Below are 14,425 nucleotides of genomic sequence, written 5' to 3'. Positions count from 1 at the left end.
CTTTCCGCTATGTCCGCTTCACGCTTGCTGCGTATCGGAACCCGCTCCTCCCCCATGGCACTCGCCCAGGTCGAACGGGTCCGCCGGATGCTCGCTTCGCTCCGGCCAGAGGTGAGCGTCGAAGTCGTGCCGTTGACCACCAGCGGGGACCGGTGGCAGGGCTCGCTCGCCCAGCTGGGCGGCAAGGGAGCATTCACCAAAGAGGTGGACCAAGCGCTGCTCGACGGCCGAGCCGACCTGGCGGTGCACTGCGTCAAGGACGTGCCCGGCGACCGGCCCGCACCGGCCGGGACGGTGTTCGCCGCCTATCTGGCCCGCGATGACGTCCGCGACTGCCTGGTGCACCCCGGTGGGCGCCGGATCGAAGAACTGCCGGCGGGGGCCCGGATCGGCACTTCGGCCGTACGCCGCATCGCCCAGCTCGCGTTGCACTGGCCGCACCTGACTGCCGTGCCCATCCGCGGGAATGCCAATTCCCGCCTGGCGAAGCTGGACGCCGGTGAGTACGACGCCCTGCTGCTCGCGGTCTCCGGCCTGCACCGGATCGACCTGCCGGGGCGGATCACGCATCCCATCGACATCGACACGTTTGTGCCGGCGGTCGGCTCGGGCACGCTGGTCCTGCAATGTCGGCAGGACGACGCTGCGGCGCTGGAGATCGCTTCGGTGCTTGGCGACCGGCGGGCCGGGCTGGAGACCGAGGCGGAACGCACGATGTTGCACATCCTGCAGGGGAACTGCCAGTCGCCGATCGCTGGGTATGCCCGTACCGAGCCGGACGGGCGGATCAGTCTGCGGGCCCGGGTGATCAGCCTGGACGGCAAGACCGTGCTGGATGCGCACGAGTGGGCCGCCGACCCGGTTGTGCTGGGCACTTCGGTGGCCGCTTCGCTGCTGCGCCAGGGCGCGCGGGAGATCCTCGCGGCTTGAGATCCGGTGCGTGGTGGGCGGCTCGCTCCCACGAGCCGCCGCGCAGGCATGCATCCGGCCTCTTGAAACCCGCCTGACAGGCGGCTCGCACCCACCAGCCGCCGCCCAGACACGCATCCGGCCTCTTGAAACCCGCCTGGCAGGCGGCTCGCACCCACCAGCCGCCGCCCAGACACGCATCCGGCCTCTCGAAACCCGCCTGGTGGGCGGCTCGCGCACGCCAGCCGCCGCCCAGACACGCATCCGGCCTCTTGAAACCCGCCTGACAGGCGGCTCGCGCCCACCAGCCGCCGCTAAGGCATGGATCCGGGCGCGCGAAACACGCCTGGTGGGCGGCTCGCGCACGCCGGCCGCCGGTCGGGCATGTTTTGAGGGCGGCGGCTAGCGGCGGGGCTGGGGCTGGAGCTGTGCCATCGTGGCGATCACTGTGCGGACGGTTTCGGCCGGGCGGCGCAGCACGTCGTCCGCGGTGAACCGCAGCACCGTCCAGCCGGCCAGGCGCAGGGCGTTCAAACGTTCCACGTCGCGGCGGAACTGCTCGCGCTCCCGATGATGATCTCCGTCGTACTCCACCGCGAGCCGCAGGTCCGGCCACGCCAGGTCTACGCGCCCCACGAAACCGCCGACACCGGTTCGGACTTCGAGCTGGACCTCGGGCGGCGCCACGCCCGCATCCAGCAGAAGCAGCCGCAACCGGGTCTCCATCGGTGACTCGCTGCGCGGATCGGCCAGTGCGAGCAGCCGGGCCAGCCGCGGGACCCCCGGCCAGCGGCTCCGCTCGCGGACCATCCGCCGCAGAGCCGCCGGGTCGAGCAGGTGCCGGTGGAGCATCGCGTCCAGGATCACGAGCGCATCGGCGCGGCCGGCTCGCCGTCCAAGGTCGAACATGGTCCGCTCGCTCGTGGTCACCGGCAGCCCGGACAGCGTGGTCACGTCCCGGTCAGCGAGCCGGGTGTAGTGCGCTACGACCTTCCCGTCCCACCGCAGGTTGCGCACCCGCGGCGTGACCACGTGCACCGGTTCGGTTGCACGCAGCGTGGCGACACCCCACAGGCAGGCGGCGCTGGGGCCGCCGATCGCCGCGCCCGGTGGCAGCACCAGGGCGACTGCCGCACACCACAGCCGATGATCCAGTGTGAGGTCTCGGTGGACGTAGACATCCGGCAACAGGCGCCGCCAGGAAGCTCCGGCCAGCATCGATTTAGTGAGCAGTCCGGACGCCGCGGCATCTGATCCGCGGAACGGCACGCCGACCAGTCCGGGCGGGGTTCGTGGTGAGCTGGGCACAGCAGACAGGGTGGCGAAAACGCCCGGGTGACGCTGAGGGCCCTGTGGATAACCGGCAGGGCCTGTGGACGACCAGATCAGGAAGTGGGCGGGCTCACCAGCGGGGCGGTCAGGGTGGCCGCGTCGCGGGACAGCGGGTCAGGGCGGGGTACGCCGCCGGGGCCGGACTGTTCGGCGGCGATCTTCTCCTGCAAGCGCAGGATGCCGTGCAGCAGCGCCTCCGGCCGCGGTGGGCAGCCGGGCACGTAGACGTCCACCGGGATGATCTGGTCGACGCCCTTGGTGACCGAATACGAATCCCAGTAGGGTCCGCCGCAGTTCGAGCAGGAGCCGAACGAGATCACGTACTTCGGCTCGGGCATCTGGTCGTAGAGCCGCTTGATCGCCGGGGCCATCTTGTCGGTGACCGTGCCGGAGACGACCATCAGGTCGGCCTGGCGGGGGCCGTGCGCGAACGGGATGACGCCGAGGCGCATGAAGTCGTGCCGGCTCATGCTGGACGCGATGAACTCGATGGCGCAGCAGGCTAGGCCGAAGTTGAACACCCAGAGCGAGTAGCGGCGCCCCCAGTTCAGGACGAACCGGATGGGCTCACCGAGTACGCCAGGAAGGGCCATTCGGTCAACCTAGCCCATCGGGATGCGGCGCCATCAGGGTCATCGGCGTTCCCAGCCGCCTCGCAGACACGAACTGCGCCGGCCGGTTGCCCGTCTGAGCGGCGGCTCGTAGTAGTCAGCCGCCGCCCAGGCACGCCAAACGCCGTCCCATACCCGCCTGAGCGGCGGCTCCCGACAGCCAGCCGCCACCCAGACACGCAAACACCGCTCAACACCCGCGTGAGCGCGGCTCTCGGCGGGCGGGCAGCGCCGCGCCGACCTCTGGCGGGTCGGCCGGCGGCGGGGCGGCGGGGCGGCGGGGCGGCGGGGCGGCGGGGCGGCGGGGCGGCGGCGCGGCGGGGCGGCGGGGCGGCGGGGCGGCGGCGACATTTGGCGGGGCGGTGGGACGGCGGGACGGCGGGACGGCAGGGCGGCAGGGCGGCAGGACGGCAGGACGGCAGGACGGCAGGGCGGCGGGACGGCAGGGCGGCGGGACGGCAGGGCGGCGGGGCGGCAGGGCGGCAGGGCGGCGGGACGGCGGGGCGGCAGGGCGGCGGGACGGCGGGGCGGCAGGGCAGCAGGGCGGCAGGACGGCAGGACGGCAGGGCGGCAGGGCGGCGGGACGGCAGGGCGGCGGGACGGCAGGGCGGCAGGGCGGCAGGGCGGCGACCTCGGCGGACGCGTTCAAGCGGACGCGTTCAAGCGGACGCGGGGAAGAGTGAGTGGGCGGGACTGGGCAGTAAAGGGGGGCCGCCCGTTCAAGCAGGCCGCTGAAGCAGGCTCAGGAAGCCGGTGAGCAGGGCCTCGCGCAGGGGTGGCGGGGCGGCGTTGAGCAGGGTGTTGACCGCGGCCATCTGGGAGAAGTCGCCGCCGCCCAGGCCCAGGCCCTCGGCCAGGTTCGCGATCAGCTCCGGCGTGATCATTGATGGGGTGAGTGGGGGCAACGGCGGCAGTTCGATCGGGCCGCGGGCGCGTGCGGCGGCCGCGGCGGCGGCGAGGTCGGCCGCGAACTCGGAGGCGGTTTCGCGGACTGAGGCGGTCACGGTCAGGTGGATGGTGGGCGGCAGGTCGGCGTACGCCATCTGCGGCTGGGTGTGCCAACCCCGGGTGGCCAGTTCGTCGGCCAGCACGAACAGGTCCACCCCGTCCGACGCCAGGCAGACCACGCTCGTCTCGGGTGGCGCGTACAGGCGTACCCCATCGGTGGCTGTCACCGCATCGGCCAGGATGCGGACCGCTTCCCGGGTCTTGAGGGCGAGGTCCTGGTAGCCGGTGTCGCCGATGGTGCGCAGGGTGGCTAGCGCGGCCGCGATCGGGCCGCCCGAGCGGGTGGACGAGATCACCGGATTGATCATGGTGTAGCCGGGCCAGTCGGCGTAGGCGAAGTACTGCGGGAGCCGCAGCGTCTCGGTGCGGTGCAGCAGGATCGAGACGCCCTTCGGCGCGTACGCGTATTTGTGCAGGTCGACCGAGATGCTGGTGACGCCGGGCACGGAGAGGTCGAAGGCCGGCAGGTCCGCGCCGAGCCGCCGCAGGTAGGGCAGGACCCAGCCGCCGAAGCAGGCGTCGACGTGGAAGCGCACGCCACGCTCGGCGGCGATCGCGGCCAGGGCCGGGATCGGGTCGACCACGCCGTGCGCGTAACTGGGTGCGGAGGCCGCGACCAGCACGGTGTCCGGAGTGATTGCCGCGGCCATCGCTTCCGGGTCGGCACGCAGACCCTTGACGGGTACGACGTCGAGCTCCACCCGCAGGTAGTGCGCTGCTTTGGCGAAGGCGGCGTGTGCCGTGGACGGGACAACCAGGCGCGGGTGCGAGATGTCGGGGTGGGCGTCCCGGGCCGCTTTCACCGCGAGGATCAGTGACTCGGTGCCGCCGCTGGTGACGCTGCCGACCGTCTCGTCGTCTCCACCCAGCAGCCGGGCAGCCGCGCCGACCAGCGCGTTCTCCATCGCCAGCAGGGACGGGAAGGCGGTCGGGTCGAGGCCGTTGACCTGGGCCGAGATCGCGTACGCCGCGCGCGCCAGATCGTCCAGCCCGTCGACGGCCGGGTCGTAGACGTACGCGAACAGCCGCCCGCCGTGCGTCGGCAGGTCCGCCCCGCGCAGTTCCCGCAGCTCGGCGAGGACCTGCTCGCCCGGTACGCCCTTGTCCGGCAGCCCATCGATCATGCCCGTGACGTTATCCGCTCGTCATACCCGCGCAGAAGGACCACGGCGACACCGACCAGCAGGGCGGGTACGACGGTGAAGCCGAGCAACACGCCGAGCCGCGCCGTGTCGCTCTGTCCGGCGGCCTCGCCGGTGGCCGACGAGACGTACCCGAAGACCTGCAGCAGCAGGGCGTAGATGCCGGGGCCGAGCGCCAGGCCGAAGGTCTCGCCCGCGGTCCACAGGCCGGTGAAGACGCCGGCCTGGCGACGGCCGGTGCGCTCGGTGTCGTACGCGATGCAGTCCGGCAGCATCGCCATCGCGAACACCTGCTGGCCCGCGTAGCCGACGCCGACGAGGGCGACGATCAGGTACACCGCGACCGCCGGCAGGGCCGGGGCGGCGAGCAGGATCAGCGCGCCGGCGGCGAAGGCCAGCGACGCGATGATCAGGGAGCGCAGCTTGCCGAGCCGGTGACCGGCGGCCGTCCACAGTGGCATGACCAGCAGGGCCGGGCCGACGAACGCCGCGAACAGGAAGGTCGCGCCGGACTTCTGCTCCAGGACGTGGTCGGCGAAGTACTGCACGCCGGCGAGCATGGTGCCGATGCCGGCGGCCTGCACCACCCAGCAGATCAGCAGGGCACGGAACGGGGCGTTGCCGGACGCCACCCGCAGCTGTGCGCGGAGGCTGGGCTCGGACTCGCCGGCTGTGCGGTACCGGGCTTTGCGCGTACCAAAATAGGTGGCCAGCGTGCCCACGACGATGAGTGCGCCGACGAACGCGCCGGACCACCGGTGGCCCTCGCGGCCGCCGCCGGTCAGCTCGACCACGAGCGGTGCCAGGGCGCCGGAGACCAGGATGGCCAGCGCCAGGACGGCGACCCGCCAGGTCATCAGCCGGGTGCGCTCGTCGTAGCCGTCGGTCAGCTCGGCCGGCATCGCCACGTAGGGCACCTGGAAGAACGCGAACGCGGTCGCGGCGGCGAGGAACGCGCCGGCCACATAGGCGCCGGAGGCCGCACCGCTCGGGAACGGCGCCAGGAAGATCGCCGCGAACAGGATGGCCAGGGCGAGTCCCGCGCCGAGCAGGAATGGCCGCCGCGAGCCACTACGGTCGGAAATGCGGCCGGCGACCGGATTGACCAGAACATCCCATGCCTTCGGCAGCAGGACGAGCAGCCCCGCCACGCCGGCCGCGACACCCAACGTGTCGGTCAGATAAGGCAGAAGAAGCAAACCCGGCACTGTGCCGAAGGCGCCGGTGACCAACGAACCAAGCGCATATCCAGCCAAAACGCCGCGTGGAAGGGCACTCGTGGGAGGTACCACGGAAGAAGGACCGGCTGTCGTCATCGACGCGCATCGTAACCATGATCAGCCTGTACCGCCTACGCTCGCCGCATGAAAAGCGTTGCGGCCGGCGTCGCCGCCAGTCATCCGGCGACCGCCCGCACCGGGGTGCGCATTCTGCAGGCCGGCGGCTCCGCGGCCGACGCGGCGGTGGCCGCCGTGCTGGCCTGCTGCGTCGCCGAGACGGTCTACACCGGTCTGGGCGGCGGCGGGTTCGCCACCTACTTCGAGGCGAGCACCGGAACGGTCACCTGCCTGGACTTCTTCGTCGCGGTGCCGGGGCTCGACGGCGACCGCAAGGCCGAGCCGATGGTCTCGGTCGACGTCTTCTTCGGCGGGCTGCCACAGATCTACTCCATCGGTGGGGCCAGCGTGGCGGTGCCCGGGGTGCCGGCCGGGCTCGGCGAGGTGCACGACCGCTGGGGACGGCTGCCCTGGGCCGAGGTCGTCGCCCCGGCCGCCGGGCTGGCGCGGACCGGGGTGCTGCTTCCGGCGGCACACGCGCGCACGCTCGAATCGTGCGCGCCCGCCCTGGCGTACGGCGAAGGCGCAGCCCTGTATCAGCCGGGCGGCCGCCTCCTCCAAGGCGATGAGCTGCTCTTCCACCCCGGGCTGGCAACCGCGATGGACGCGATGGCTGTCGCGGGACCGTCCATCTTCTACACCGGAGAGTACGCCACCCTGCTGGTCGACACCGTTCGCGCAGCCGGTGGCGCTCTCGGCCCGGCCGACCTGGCGGCCTACCGCGTCTCGGAAACCGCCGTGGATCACGCGCCGCTGGCTGGGTACCGGGTGCACGGCCGCCACGATCTTAATAGGACAGTCGACACCATCGGTGCGCTGCCGTGCGATCTGTCCCGCCCGTCCCGTGCGCCCGCGGTCGCCTCCGCGCTGCGGAACAAGGGTGCGCAGCGGCTCGGCGAGACCACCAACGTCTCGGTGGTCGACCCGGACGGCAACGCGTGCGTCATCACCACGACGCTGGGGCTCGGCGCCGGAGTCTGGCTGCCCGGGCTCGGCATCAACCTCAACTCGATGCTCGGCGAGGGTGAGCTGCTGAGCGAGGACCTGTTGCCGGGGCAGCGGATGTCGTCGTACATGTGCCCGCTCGTGGTGATCGCGCCGGACGGCGGCCTGGCCGTGGCCGCCGGGTCGGCCGGCGCCTCCCGGATCCGGACCGCGCTGGTGGACACCCTGCTCGGCGTGCTGGTCGACGGGCTCAGCGTGCCGGACGCGATCGCCCGGCCGCGGTTTCACGTGGTCGAGGACACCGTGCACGCCGAAGCCGGCTGCCCGCCCGCGGAGTTGGCCGCGTTGGCGGAAGCCGGCTGGCAGGTGGTCGAGTGGCCGGAGATCAACCATTACTTCGGCGGGGTGACCGCGGTGGGCCGGGCCGGTGCGGCGGGCGATCCCCGCCGCGGCGGTGTCGGCCTGCTGCTCTGAGGGCTCACATCTTGCGTGCCGCGATCGCCTCCGCATCCTCGACGGTCTCCCGGATGCCGACCTCGATGTCGGTGGCGGTCAGGCCGAAGGTGCGCTCGGTGAGCGAGGAGTCGAGCACGAACGGGAAGTAGAACTGGTAGTCCATCTCGGCCAGCTCACGGGCGATCGGGACGACCAGGCCGGCGGTGCGCATCACGAAGCGCGGCAGCTTGCGGATCTTCGGCGCCGGCCGGCCGGTCATCTCGGCGAACCGCCCGGCGAGCTCCCGGATGGTGATCGGGGCCGGTGACGGCACGTGCCAGGCTTGGCCCCACGCCCGGTCGGCGCGGGCCAGCTCGACCAGCGTGCGGGCCATGTCACCGGTGTAGGTGAAGGTGTGCGGCAGGTCGACGTCGGCCGGGGCCCAGGCGGTGCGCCCGGCGTTCATGGCCGGCAGCAGGACCGCCGAGAAGACGCCGGCAGCTCCGGCGCCGATGTAGTCGGATCCGCGGGCCTCGACCGTACGCACCCCGCTGGCCAGGGCGTCCTGCCACATCTTGTTGCGGATCCGCCCCTTGCGGCCGGTGGCGGCCAGCGGGGTGCTCTCGATCATCCGGCCGCCGGGCTGCTGACCGTAGCCGTACAGGTTCCCGGTGATCGCGTAGACCGCGTCGTTCGCCTTGGCGGCGGCGATCATCGCGTTGTTCATCGGGAACCACTTGTCGGCCCACTCGGTGTATTTCGGGTTCGCGCAGTTGTAGATCACCTCGGCGCCGCGGGCCAGCTCGGTGAGCCGGCGGGCGTCGGCGGCGTCGCCGGCCACCCGCTCGATCAGCCGGTGCTCCGGTCCACTGCCGCTGCGCGTGACGATCCGGACGCTCTCGCCACGGTCGGCGAGGAGACGGGCGACGGACGAACCGATGGGGCCGGAACCGATGACGACGTGCATAACGACGCTCCCTTTTGTGAGCACTGCTCTCTGTTGAGAACAACAGTCGCACAACCAGGGGTCATTCTGCAAGAGCAGTGCTCTCGTTATGGCACACTGGTCCGCATGAGCGCCGCCAACCTGCGGGCCCGCGTCCGGGCCGAGATGACCGAAGAGATCAAGACGGTGGCCCGCCGGCACCTCGCCACCGACGGGGCGAACCTCTCGCTCCGGGCGGTCGCCCGCGACCTCGGCATGGCGTCCTCGGCGGTGTACCGGTATTTCGCCAGCCGGGACGAGCTGCTCACCGCGCTGATCATCGACGCGTACGACGCGGTGGGCACCTCCGCCGAGCAGGCTGCCGGGGCAGCGGCGGCACCGCTGGACAAGTGGCTGGCGGCCTGCCACGCGGTCCGCGACTGGGCCCTGGCGAACCCGCACGAGTGGGCGCTGATCTACGGCAGCCCGGTGCCGGGATACCAGGCGCCGCAGGACACGGTCGTGCCGGCGACCCGGGTGCTGCTCCTGCTCGGGGAGATCCTGGCGGACGCGTACCGGGGCGGGCACGTCACCGAACGCCCACTGACCGGCCGCTTCGCCGACGAGCTGCGACCGATCGCCGCGCAGTTCCACCCCGACGTGCCGCCGCGGGCGATCGCCGACACGCTGGCCGCGTTCTTCCAGCTCTGCGGCGCGGTCAGCTCGGAGCTGTTCGGGCAGCTCAACAAGTCGGTCGAGGAGGACCGGCGAGGCTTCTTCGAGTTCCAGATGCGCGGCGCCGCCGCGCAGGCCGGGCTCGGCTAGGGCATCCAGCCCGCCTCGGCCATCAGCACCCGGTCACCCCGCATCGGTACGCCCTCCGCGAGCAGCCGAGCCCTGGCCTCCCGTTCGTGACCGGGTGGGAGCCGGCCGCCGCCGTTGCACACCCGGTGCCACGGCACGCCACCGCCGTGCAGCGACATGATCCGGCCGATCTGTCGCGGCGAGTTCCGCCCGGAGCGTTCGGCCAGGGCGTCGGCGATCGCGCCGTACGACATCACGCGGCCCTCGGGGATGCTCTCGACCAGCGCGAGGACCTCTTCGACGTACTCCTGCGGTGTCATCAACCGCCACGATATGGGAACCGGCACGGATCGACACCAGCCTGCCGAGCACAATGGGCCTGGTGCGGGAAGTGGTTACCGGTGCGCGCCGGATCGTGGTGAAGGTGGGGTCGTCCTCACTGACCACCGCGTCGGGCGGCATCGACGAGCAACGGGTCGACGCCCTCGTCGACGTTCTGGGCAAGCTGGCCACCAACGGGCACGAGGTCGTTCTCGTCTCCAGCGGTGCGATCGCCGCCGGGCTGGCCCCGTTGCAGTTGCGCCGCCGACCGCGCGACCTCGCCACTCAACAGGCCGCCGCCTCGGTCGGCCAGGGTCTGCTGATCGGGCGGTACACGACGGGGTTCGCCCGGCACGGTCTGACCGTCGGCCAGGTGCTGCTCACCGTCGACGACGTGACCCGGCGGGCGCACTACCGCAATGCGTACCGGACGTTGCGCAAGCTGCTCGACCTGGGTGCGCTGCCGATCGTCAACGAGAACGACACGGTCGCCACCGAGGAGATCCGGTTCGGCGACAACGACCGGCTGGCCGCGCTGGTCGCCGCGCTGGTCGACGCCGATCTGCTGGTGCTGCTCTCCGATGTGGACGCCCTCTACACCGGCAATCCGACGGACCCCTCGTCGCGCCGCATCTCGTACGTGGCCGACGAATCCGATTTATCCGGCATCAGCATTGCCACACCGGGCCGGTCCGGGGTCGGCACCGGCGGCATGGTGACCAAGGTGGAGGCCGCCCGGATCGCCACCGGCTTCGGGATCCCGGTGGTGCTGACCGCCGCGCCGATGGCCGGCCCGGCGCTGGCCGGCGACGAGGTCGGCACCCTCTTCAAGGCGGCTTCGTCGCGGCCCGCGGCCCGGCTGTTCTGGCTGGCCCACGCCACCTCGCCGCGTGGCCGGCTGCACCTGGACGCCGGCGCCGTCGCAGCCGTGGTGGCCCGCCGCAAATCATTGCTCCCGGCCGGGATCACCGCGGTGGACGGGTCGTTCGCGGCCGGCGACCCGGTCGACCTGGTCGACGCCGGTTCCGGTGTGCCGGTGGCGCGGGGCCTGGTCAACTACGACGCGGTGGAATTGCCGGCATTGCTCGGCCGGTCCACGCCGGAGTTGGCTGCGGCACTCGGGCCGGGCTATGAACGAGAGGTCGTGCACCGCGACGACCTGGTGCTGCTGTAGCACTTCCCTTCCTTGACAGCTCTTCCTCCTTCGCAGAAAGGTTCGCCATGAGCGTGCTGGAGCAGGCGGCCGCCGCGCGGGTCGCCGCCATCGACCTCGCCGGAGCCACCCGGGCCGAGAAGGACAAGGCCCTGCTGCTGATGGCCGACCGGCTGGTCGAGCGCACCGACGACATCGTCGCGGCCAACGCCGTCGACATCGCCAACGCCCGGGAGAACGGGCTGTCCGATGCGATCATCGACCGGCTCACGCTCACCCCGGACCGTGTCGCCGCGATGGCCGACGGGCTGCGCCGGCTCGCCGCCCTGCCGGACCCGATCGGTGACGTGGTGCGCGGCTCCACCCTGGCCAACGGCCTGGAGTTGCGGCAGGTCCGGGTGCCGTTCGGGGTGGTCGGCATGATCTACGAGGGCCGGCCGAACGTGACCGCCGACGCCGCCGGCATCTGCCTCAAGTCCGGCAACGCGGCGCTGCTGCGCGGGTCCGGCTCGGCGTTCTCCTCGAACGCGGCGATCGTGTCGGTGCTGCGCAAGGCGGTCGCCGACGCCGGCCTGCCGGCCAACACCGTCCAGCTACTCGACGCCACCACCCGCGACTCGGTGAAGGAGCTGATGCGGGCCCGCGGCCTGGTCGACGTGCTCATCCCGCGCGGCGGCGCCTCCCTGATCAAGACGGTGGTCGAGCAGTCCACGGTCCCGGTGATCGAGACCGGCGTGGGCAACTGCCACGTCTATGTGGACTCCGCCGCCGACCTGGAGAAGGCCCTGGCGGTCACCATCAACTCGAAGACCCAGCGCTACTCGACCTGCAACACCGCGGAGTCCCTGCTGGTGCACATCGAGGTCGCCGACTCCTTCCTGCCGCTGGTGCTGGAGGAGTTCGAGGTCAAGGGCGTCACCGTGCACGGCGACGCCCGGGTGGCCGGCTACAGCGATGCGGTGGTGACCGCCACCGAAGAGGATTGGGGTACGGAGTACCTGTCCCCCGACATCTCGGTCGCGATCGTCGACTCCCTCGAGGACGCGCTGGACCACATCCGCCGTTACGGGACCGGCCACACCGAGGCGATCGTCAGCGAGTCGACCACCGCGACCCGCCGCTTCGTGGCCGGCGTCGACGCGGCAGCTGTGATGGTCAACGCCTCGACCCGCTTCACCGACGGCGGCGAGTTCGGCTTCGGCGCCGAGATCGGCATCAGCACGCAGAAACTGCACGCCCGCGGTCCGATGGGCCTGCCCGAGCTGACCTCGACGAAGTTCATCGTCACCGGCAACGGTCACACCCGCTGAGCGCGGTCACCGGCAGGCGCGCAGCGCTGTCAGGGTGGTGTTGACGTCGAAGAGCGGGCCCTCGTTGCTGTCCCAGCCGCCGTCCCGGCGCTGGGTCTGCGACAGGCGTTTCCGCGCGTTCTGCAGCAGCCAGTCGTCACCGAGATTGACCCGCCGCAGCACCGCCGCCATCGACGCCACGTCTGCCGGTGACATGTCCGGCAGACGCTCGCCCAGCACGAGCTGGACCCGGGCCGACTCGTAGAAGTACTGCTGCTGGTTGAGCAGGCCGGCGGCGTGCCAGCCGGCGGCCAGGAAGGACGGCCAGGTGCCGTCAGGCCGCAGCTGCGAGACCACCCAGGCGGCTGCGCGGGCGAGCACGTCACCGTACGACGACCTGGTCTGATACCGGTCCGCCTCCACCGCCGCCGAGGTGAGCCAGAAACCGGCCACCGACGTCAGATACAGAGTGGCCTCGGGATCGCCGGGCATGGCCCACGGTGGGGCCTGGTCGGCCAGCGCCTCGTGCTCCTGCCAGGTGCCGTCGCCGCGCTGCGCGGTGGCCAGCCAGTGCAGGGCGCGCTCGACGACGGGGCCGTGCAGGCCACCGAGATCGTCGAGCTCGTTGAGGCGGAAGCAGGTGGCGTCGATCGATGGCACCGAGCCTTCCGCCGAGGCCGGCCAGCCGCCCTCCACCATCTGCCCGGAGGCGATGCGGTCCACGATCTCGTCCGGGGCGGGCTGCCCGGCACGCAGGTAGGACAATCTGGCCCGCTCGACCGGGTCACCGTGAGCGACCACGTAACCGATCGCGGCGTCTATATCGACCACGGTGGTGACGGTACCGCTCCATCCTGTGATCCGCCGGGCCATTGCGGCTTGTTCGCGACGGTGGGGGCGATATGTATCACCCGCCCGGTGGAGCACCGAGGGGTCACCGGAGTGACCCCTCGGCATGGACGACGATCAGTACGACGGCTGGGAGGGGTCGACCGTGTTGACCCAGGAGACGATGCCACCCTGGACGTGCACGGCGTCCTTGAAGCCGGCCGTCTTCAGCGCGGCGAGCGCCTCGGCGGAGCGCACACCCGACTTGCAGTGCAGCACGATCTGCCGGTCCTGCGGGAACTTCGCCAGCGCCTCACCGGAGAGGATCTCGCCCTTGGGGATCAGGGTCGCGCCCGGGATCCGGTTGATCTCCCACTCGGCGGGCTCGCGGACGTCGACCAGGAAGATGTCCTTGCCGGAGTCCTGCCAGTCCTTCAGCTCACGGGCGGTGATGGTCGAACCGGTCACCGCTTCCTGAGCCTCGACCGAGACCGCGCCGCAGAAGTCCTCGTAGTCCTCGAGCAGGTCGGTGACGGTCGGGTTCTCCCCGCAGAGCGCGCAGTTCGGGTCCTTCCGGACCTTGATCTTGCGGTACTCCATCTCCAGGGCGTCGTAGACCATCAGGCGCCCGACCAGCGGCTCACCGATGCCGGTGATCAGCTTGATCGCCTCGTTGACCTGGATCGAACCGATCGACGCGCAGAGCACACCGAGCACGCCGCCCTCGGCGCAGCTCGGAACCATGCCGGGCGGCGGGGGCTCCGGGTAGAGGCAGCGGTAGCAGGGACCGTGCTCCTCCCAGAAGACCGAGGCCTGGCCGTCGAAGCGGTAGATCGAACCCCAGACATACGGCTTGCCGAGCAGCACCGCGGCGTCGTTGACCATGTAACGGGTCGCGAAGTTGTCGGTGCCGTCGACGATCAGGTCGTACTGGCTGAAGATCTCTTTGACGTTGTCGCGGTCCAGCGCGGTGTTGTGAATGACCACGTTGACCAGCGGGTTCACCTCGGCGATGCTCCGGGCCGCAGACTCCGCCTTGGGCGTGCCGACGTCGGAGACACCGTGGATGATCTGGCGCTGCAGGTTGGACTCGTCGACCGTGTCGAAGTCGATGATGCCGAGCGTGCCCACACCGGCCGCGGCCAGGTAGAGCAACGTCGGCGAACCGAGGCCACCCGCGCCGACGGCGAGGACCTTGGCGTTCTTCAGCCGCTTCTGCCCGTCCATCCCGACGTCGGGGATGATCAGGTGACGCGAATAGCGGCGGATCTCGTCGACGCTCAGCTCAGCGGCCGGCTCGACGAGCGGGGGCAGAGCCACAGTTCACTCCCCGGGTTCGGTGGTAAGGATCGCCGCCCATTGTTGCTCGCCGGGCGGCAACACGCC

Annotated in this window: 13 protein-coding genes; 5 read left to right on the top strand and 8 right to left on the bottom strand. The window is 71.4% G+C overall.

Features of this window, described 5'->3' with window-relative positions; genetic code table 11:
- Positions 1–9: 9 nt before the first annotated feature.
- Positions 10–930, top strand: coding sequence for a hydroxymethylbilane synthase (hemC, locus tag OHA21_RS42025; RefSeq protein ID WP_328464883.1), 921 nt, complete (start codon positions 10–12; stop codon positions 928–930).
- A gap of 381 nt (positions 931–1,311) precedes the next feature.
- Here hemC and OHA21_RS42020 read toward each other — a convergent pair whose 3' ends face one another.
- The 4 genes from OHA21_RS42020 to OHA21_RS42005 all read right to left on the bottom strand — a co-directional run bounded on the left by OHA21_RS42020 (position 1,312) and on the right by OHA21_RS42005 (position 6,318).
- On the bottom strand, positions 1,312–2,217 hold the full coding sequence (locus OHA21_RS42020; RefSeq protein ID WP_328464881.1) for a DUF559 domain-containing protein: 906 nt from the start codon (positions 2,215–2,217) through the stop codon (positions 1,312–1,314).
- A 77-nt stretch (positions 2,218–2,294) separates the two neighbouring features.
- Positions 2,295–2,834, bottom strand: a complete 540-nt coding sequence (locus tag OHA21_RS42015) for an NADH-quinone oxidoreductase subunit B (RefSeq protein ID WP_328464879.1) — start codon at positions 2,832–2,834, stop codon at positions 2,295–2,297.
- Positions 2,835–3,571: 737 nt separating this feature from the next.
- Complete coding sequence (locus OHA21_RS42010; RefSeq protein ID WP_328464877.1) at positions 3,572–4,984, bottom strand: pyridoxal phosphate-dependent decarboxylase family protein; 1,413 nt, start codon at positions 4,982–4,984, stop codon at positions 3,572–3,574.
- Positions 4,981–6,318, bottom strand: a complete 1,338-nt coding sequence (locus OHA21_RS42005) for an MFS transporter (protein ID WP_328464875.1) — start codon at positions 6,316–6,318, stop codon at positions 4,981–4,983. Before OHA21_RS42005 ends, OHA21_RS42010 begins: the two co-directional genes overlap by 4 nt.
- 48 nt (positions 6,319–6,366) lie before the next feature.
- On the opposite strand from OHA21_RS42005, the gene OHA21_RS42000 reads away from it, so the two are divergent.
- Positions 6,367–7,758 carry a gamma-glutamyltransferase gene (locus OHA21_RS42000; RefSeq protein WP_328464873.1) on the top strand — a complete coding sequence of 464 codons (1,392 nt, stop codon included), beginning with the start codon at positions 6,367–6,369 and terminating at the stop codon, positions 7,756–7,758.
- Positions 7,759–7,762: 4 nt separating this feature from the next.
- Here OHA21_RS42000 and OHA21_RS41995 read toward each other — a convergent pair whose 3' ends face one another.
- Complete coding sequence (locus tag OHA21_RS41995) at positions 7,763–8,686, bottom strand: NAD-dependent epimerase/dehydratase family protein (RefSeq protein WP_328464871.1); 924 nt, start codon at positions 8,684–8,686, stop codon at positions 7,763–7,765.
- Positions 8,687–8,791: 105 nt separating this feature from the next.
- Between OHA21_RS41995 and OHA21_RS41990 the strand changes: the two genes are divergently transcribed.
- A complete protein-coding gene (locus OHA21_RS41990) occupies positions 8,792–9,469 on the top strand; it encodes a TetR/AcrR family transcriptional regulator (protein WP_328464869.1) in 678 nt (225 codons plus the stop codon).
- Here the strand turns inward: OHA21_RS41990 and OHA21_RS41985 are convergent.
- Positions 9,466–9,768 (bottom strand): MGMT family protein, encoded by a 303-nt coding sequence (locus OHA21_RS41985; protein WP_328464867.1) that lies wholly within the window; start codon positions 9,766–9,768, stop codon positions 9,466–9,468. The two genes, OHA21_RS41990 and OHA21_RS41985, sit on opposite strands and share 4 nt — an antisense overlap.
- 62 nt (positions 9,769–9,830) lie before the next feature.
- Here OHA21_RS41985 and proB point away from each other — a divergent pair, with 62 nt between their 5' ends.
- Together proB and OHA21_RS41975 are read left to right on the top strand one after the other, a co-directional pair.
- Positions 9,831–10,943 (top strand): glutamate 5-kinase, encoded by a 1,113-nt coding sequence (proB, locus tag OHA21_RS41980; RefSeq protein ID WP_328464865.1) that lies wholly within the window; start codon positions 9,831–9,833, stop codon positions 10,941–10,943.
- Positions 10,944–10,990: 47 nt separating this feature from the next.
- On the top strand, positions 10,991–12,232 hold the full coding sequence (locus tag OHA21_RS41975; RefSeq protein ID WP_328464863.1) for a glutamate-5-semialdehyde dehydrogenase: 1,242 nt from the start codon (positions 10,991–10,993) through the stop codon (positions 12,230–12,232).
- Positions 12,233–12,238: 6 nt separating this feature from the next.
- Here the strand turns inward: OHA21_RS41975 and OHA21_RS41970 are convergent, their stop codons facing one another.
- Both OHA21_RS41970 and moeZ read right to left on the bottom strand, forming a co-directional pair.
- Positions 12,239–13,042, bottom strand: a complete 804-nt coding sequence (locus tag OHA21_RS41970; RefSeq protein ID WP_328464861.1) for a prenyltransferase/squalene oxidase repeat-containing protein — start codon at positions 13,040–13,042, stop codon at positions 12,239–12,241.
- 135 nt (positions 13,043–13,177) lie between these two features.
- On the bottom strand, positions 13,178–14,359 hold the full coding sequence (moeZ, locus tag OHA21_RS41965) for an adenylyltransferase/sulfurtransferase MoeZ (RefSeq protein WP_328464859.1): 1,182 nt from the start codon (positions 14,357–14,359) through the stop codon (positions 13,178–13,180).
- Positions 14,360–14,425: the final 66 nt, after the last annotated feature.

Source organism: Actinoplanes sp. NBC_00393, assembly GCF_036053395.1.
Lineage (GTDB): Bacteria > Actinomycetota > Actinomycetes > Mycobacteriales > Micromonosporaceae > Actinoplanes.
This window is presented reverse-complemented; position numbering and strand designations above follow the sequence as displayed.

Coding starts and splice junctions, on each gene's coding strand:
- hemC (WP_328464883.1), top strand. CDS start 10: ATGTCCGCTTCACGCTTGCTGCGTATCGGAACCCGCTCCTCCCCCATG.
- OHA21_RS42015 (WP_328464879.1), bottom strand. CDS start 2,834: ATGGCCCTTCCTGGCGTACTCGGTGAGCCCATCCGGTTCGTCCTGAAC.
- OHA21_RS42010 (WP_328464877.1), bottom strand. CDS start 4,984: ATGATCGATGGGCTGCCGGACAAGGGCGTACCGGGCGAGCAGGTCCTC.
- OHA21_RS42005 (WP_328464875.1), bottom strand. CDS start 6,318: ATGACGACAGCCGGTCCTTCTTCCGTGGTACCTCCCACGAGTGCCCTT.
- OHA21_RS42000 (WP_328464873.1), top strand. CDS start 6,367: ATGAAAAGCGTTGCGGCCGGCGTCGCCGCCAGTCATCCGGCGACCGCC.
- OHA21_RS41995 (WP_328464871.1), bottom strand. CDS start 8,686: ATGCACGTCGTCATCGGTTCCGGCCCCATCGGTTCGTCCGTCGCCCGT.
- OHA21_RS41990 (WP_328464869.1), top strand. CDS start 8,792: ATGAGCGCCGCCAACCTGCGGGCCCGCGTCCGGGCCGAGATGACCGAA.
- OHA21_RS41985 (WP_328464867.1), bottom strand. CDS start 9,768: ATGACACCGCAGGAGTACGTCGAAGAGGTCCTCGCGCTGGTCGAGAGC.
- OHA21_RS41975 (WP_328464863.1), top strand. CDS start 10,991: ATGAGCGTGCTGGAGCAGGCGGCCGCCGCGCGGGTCGCCGCCATCGAC.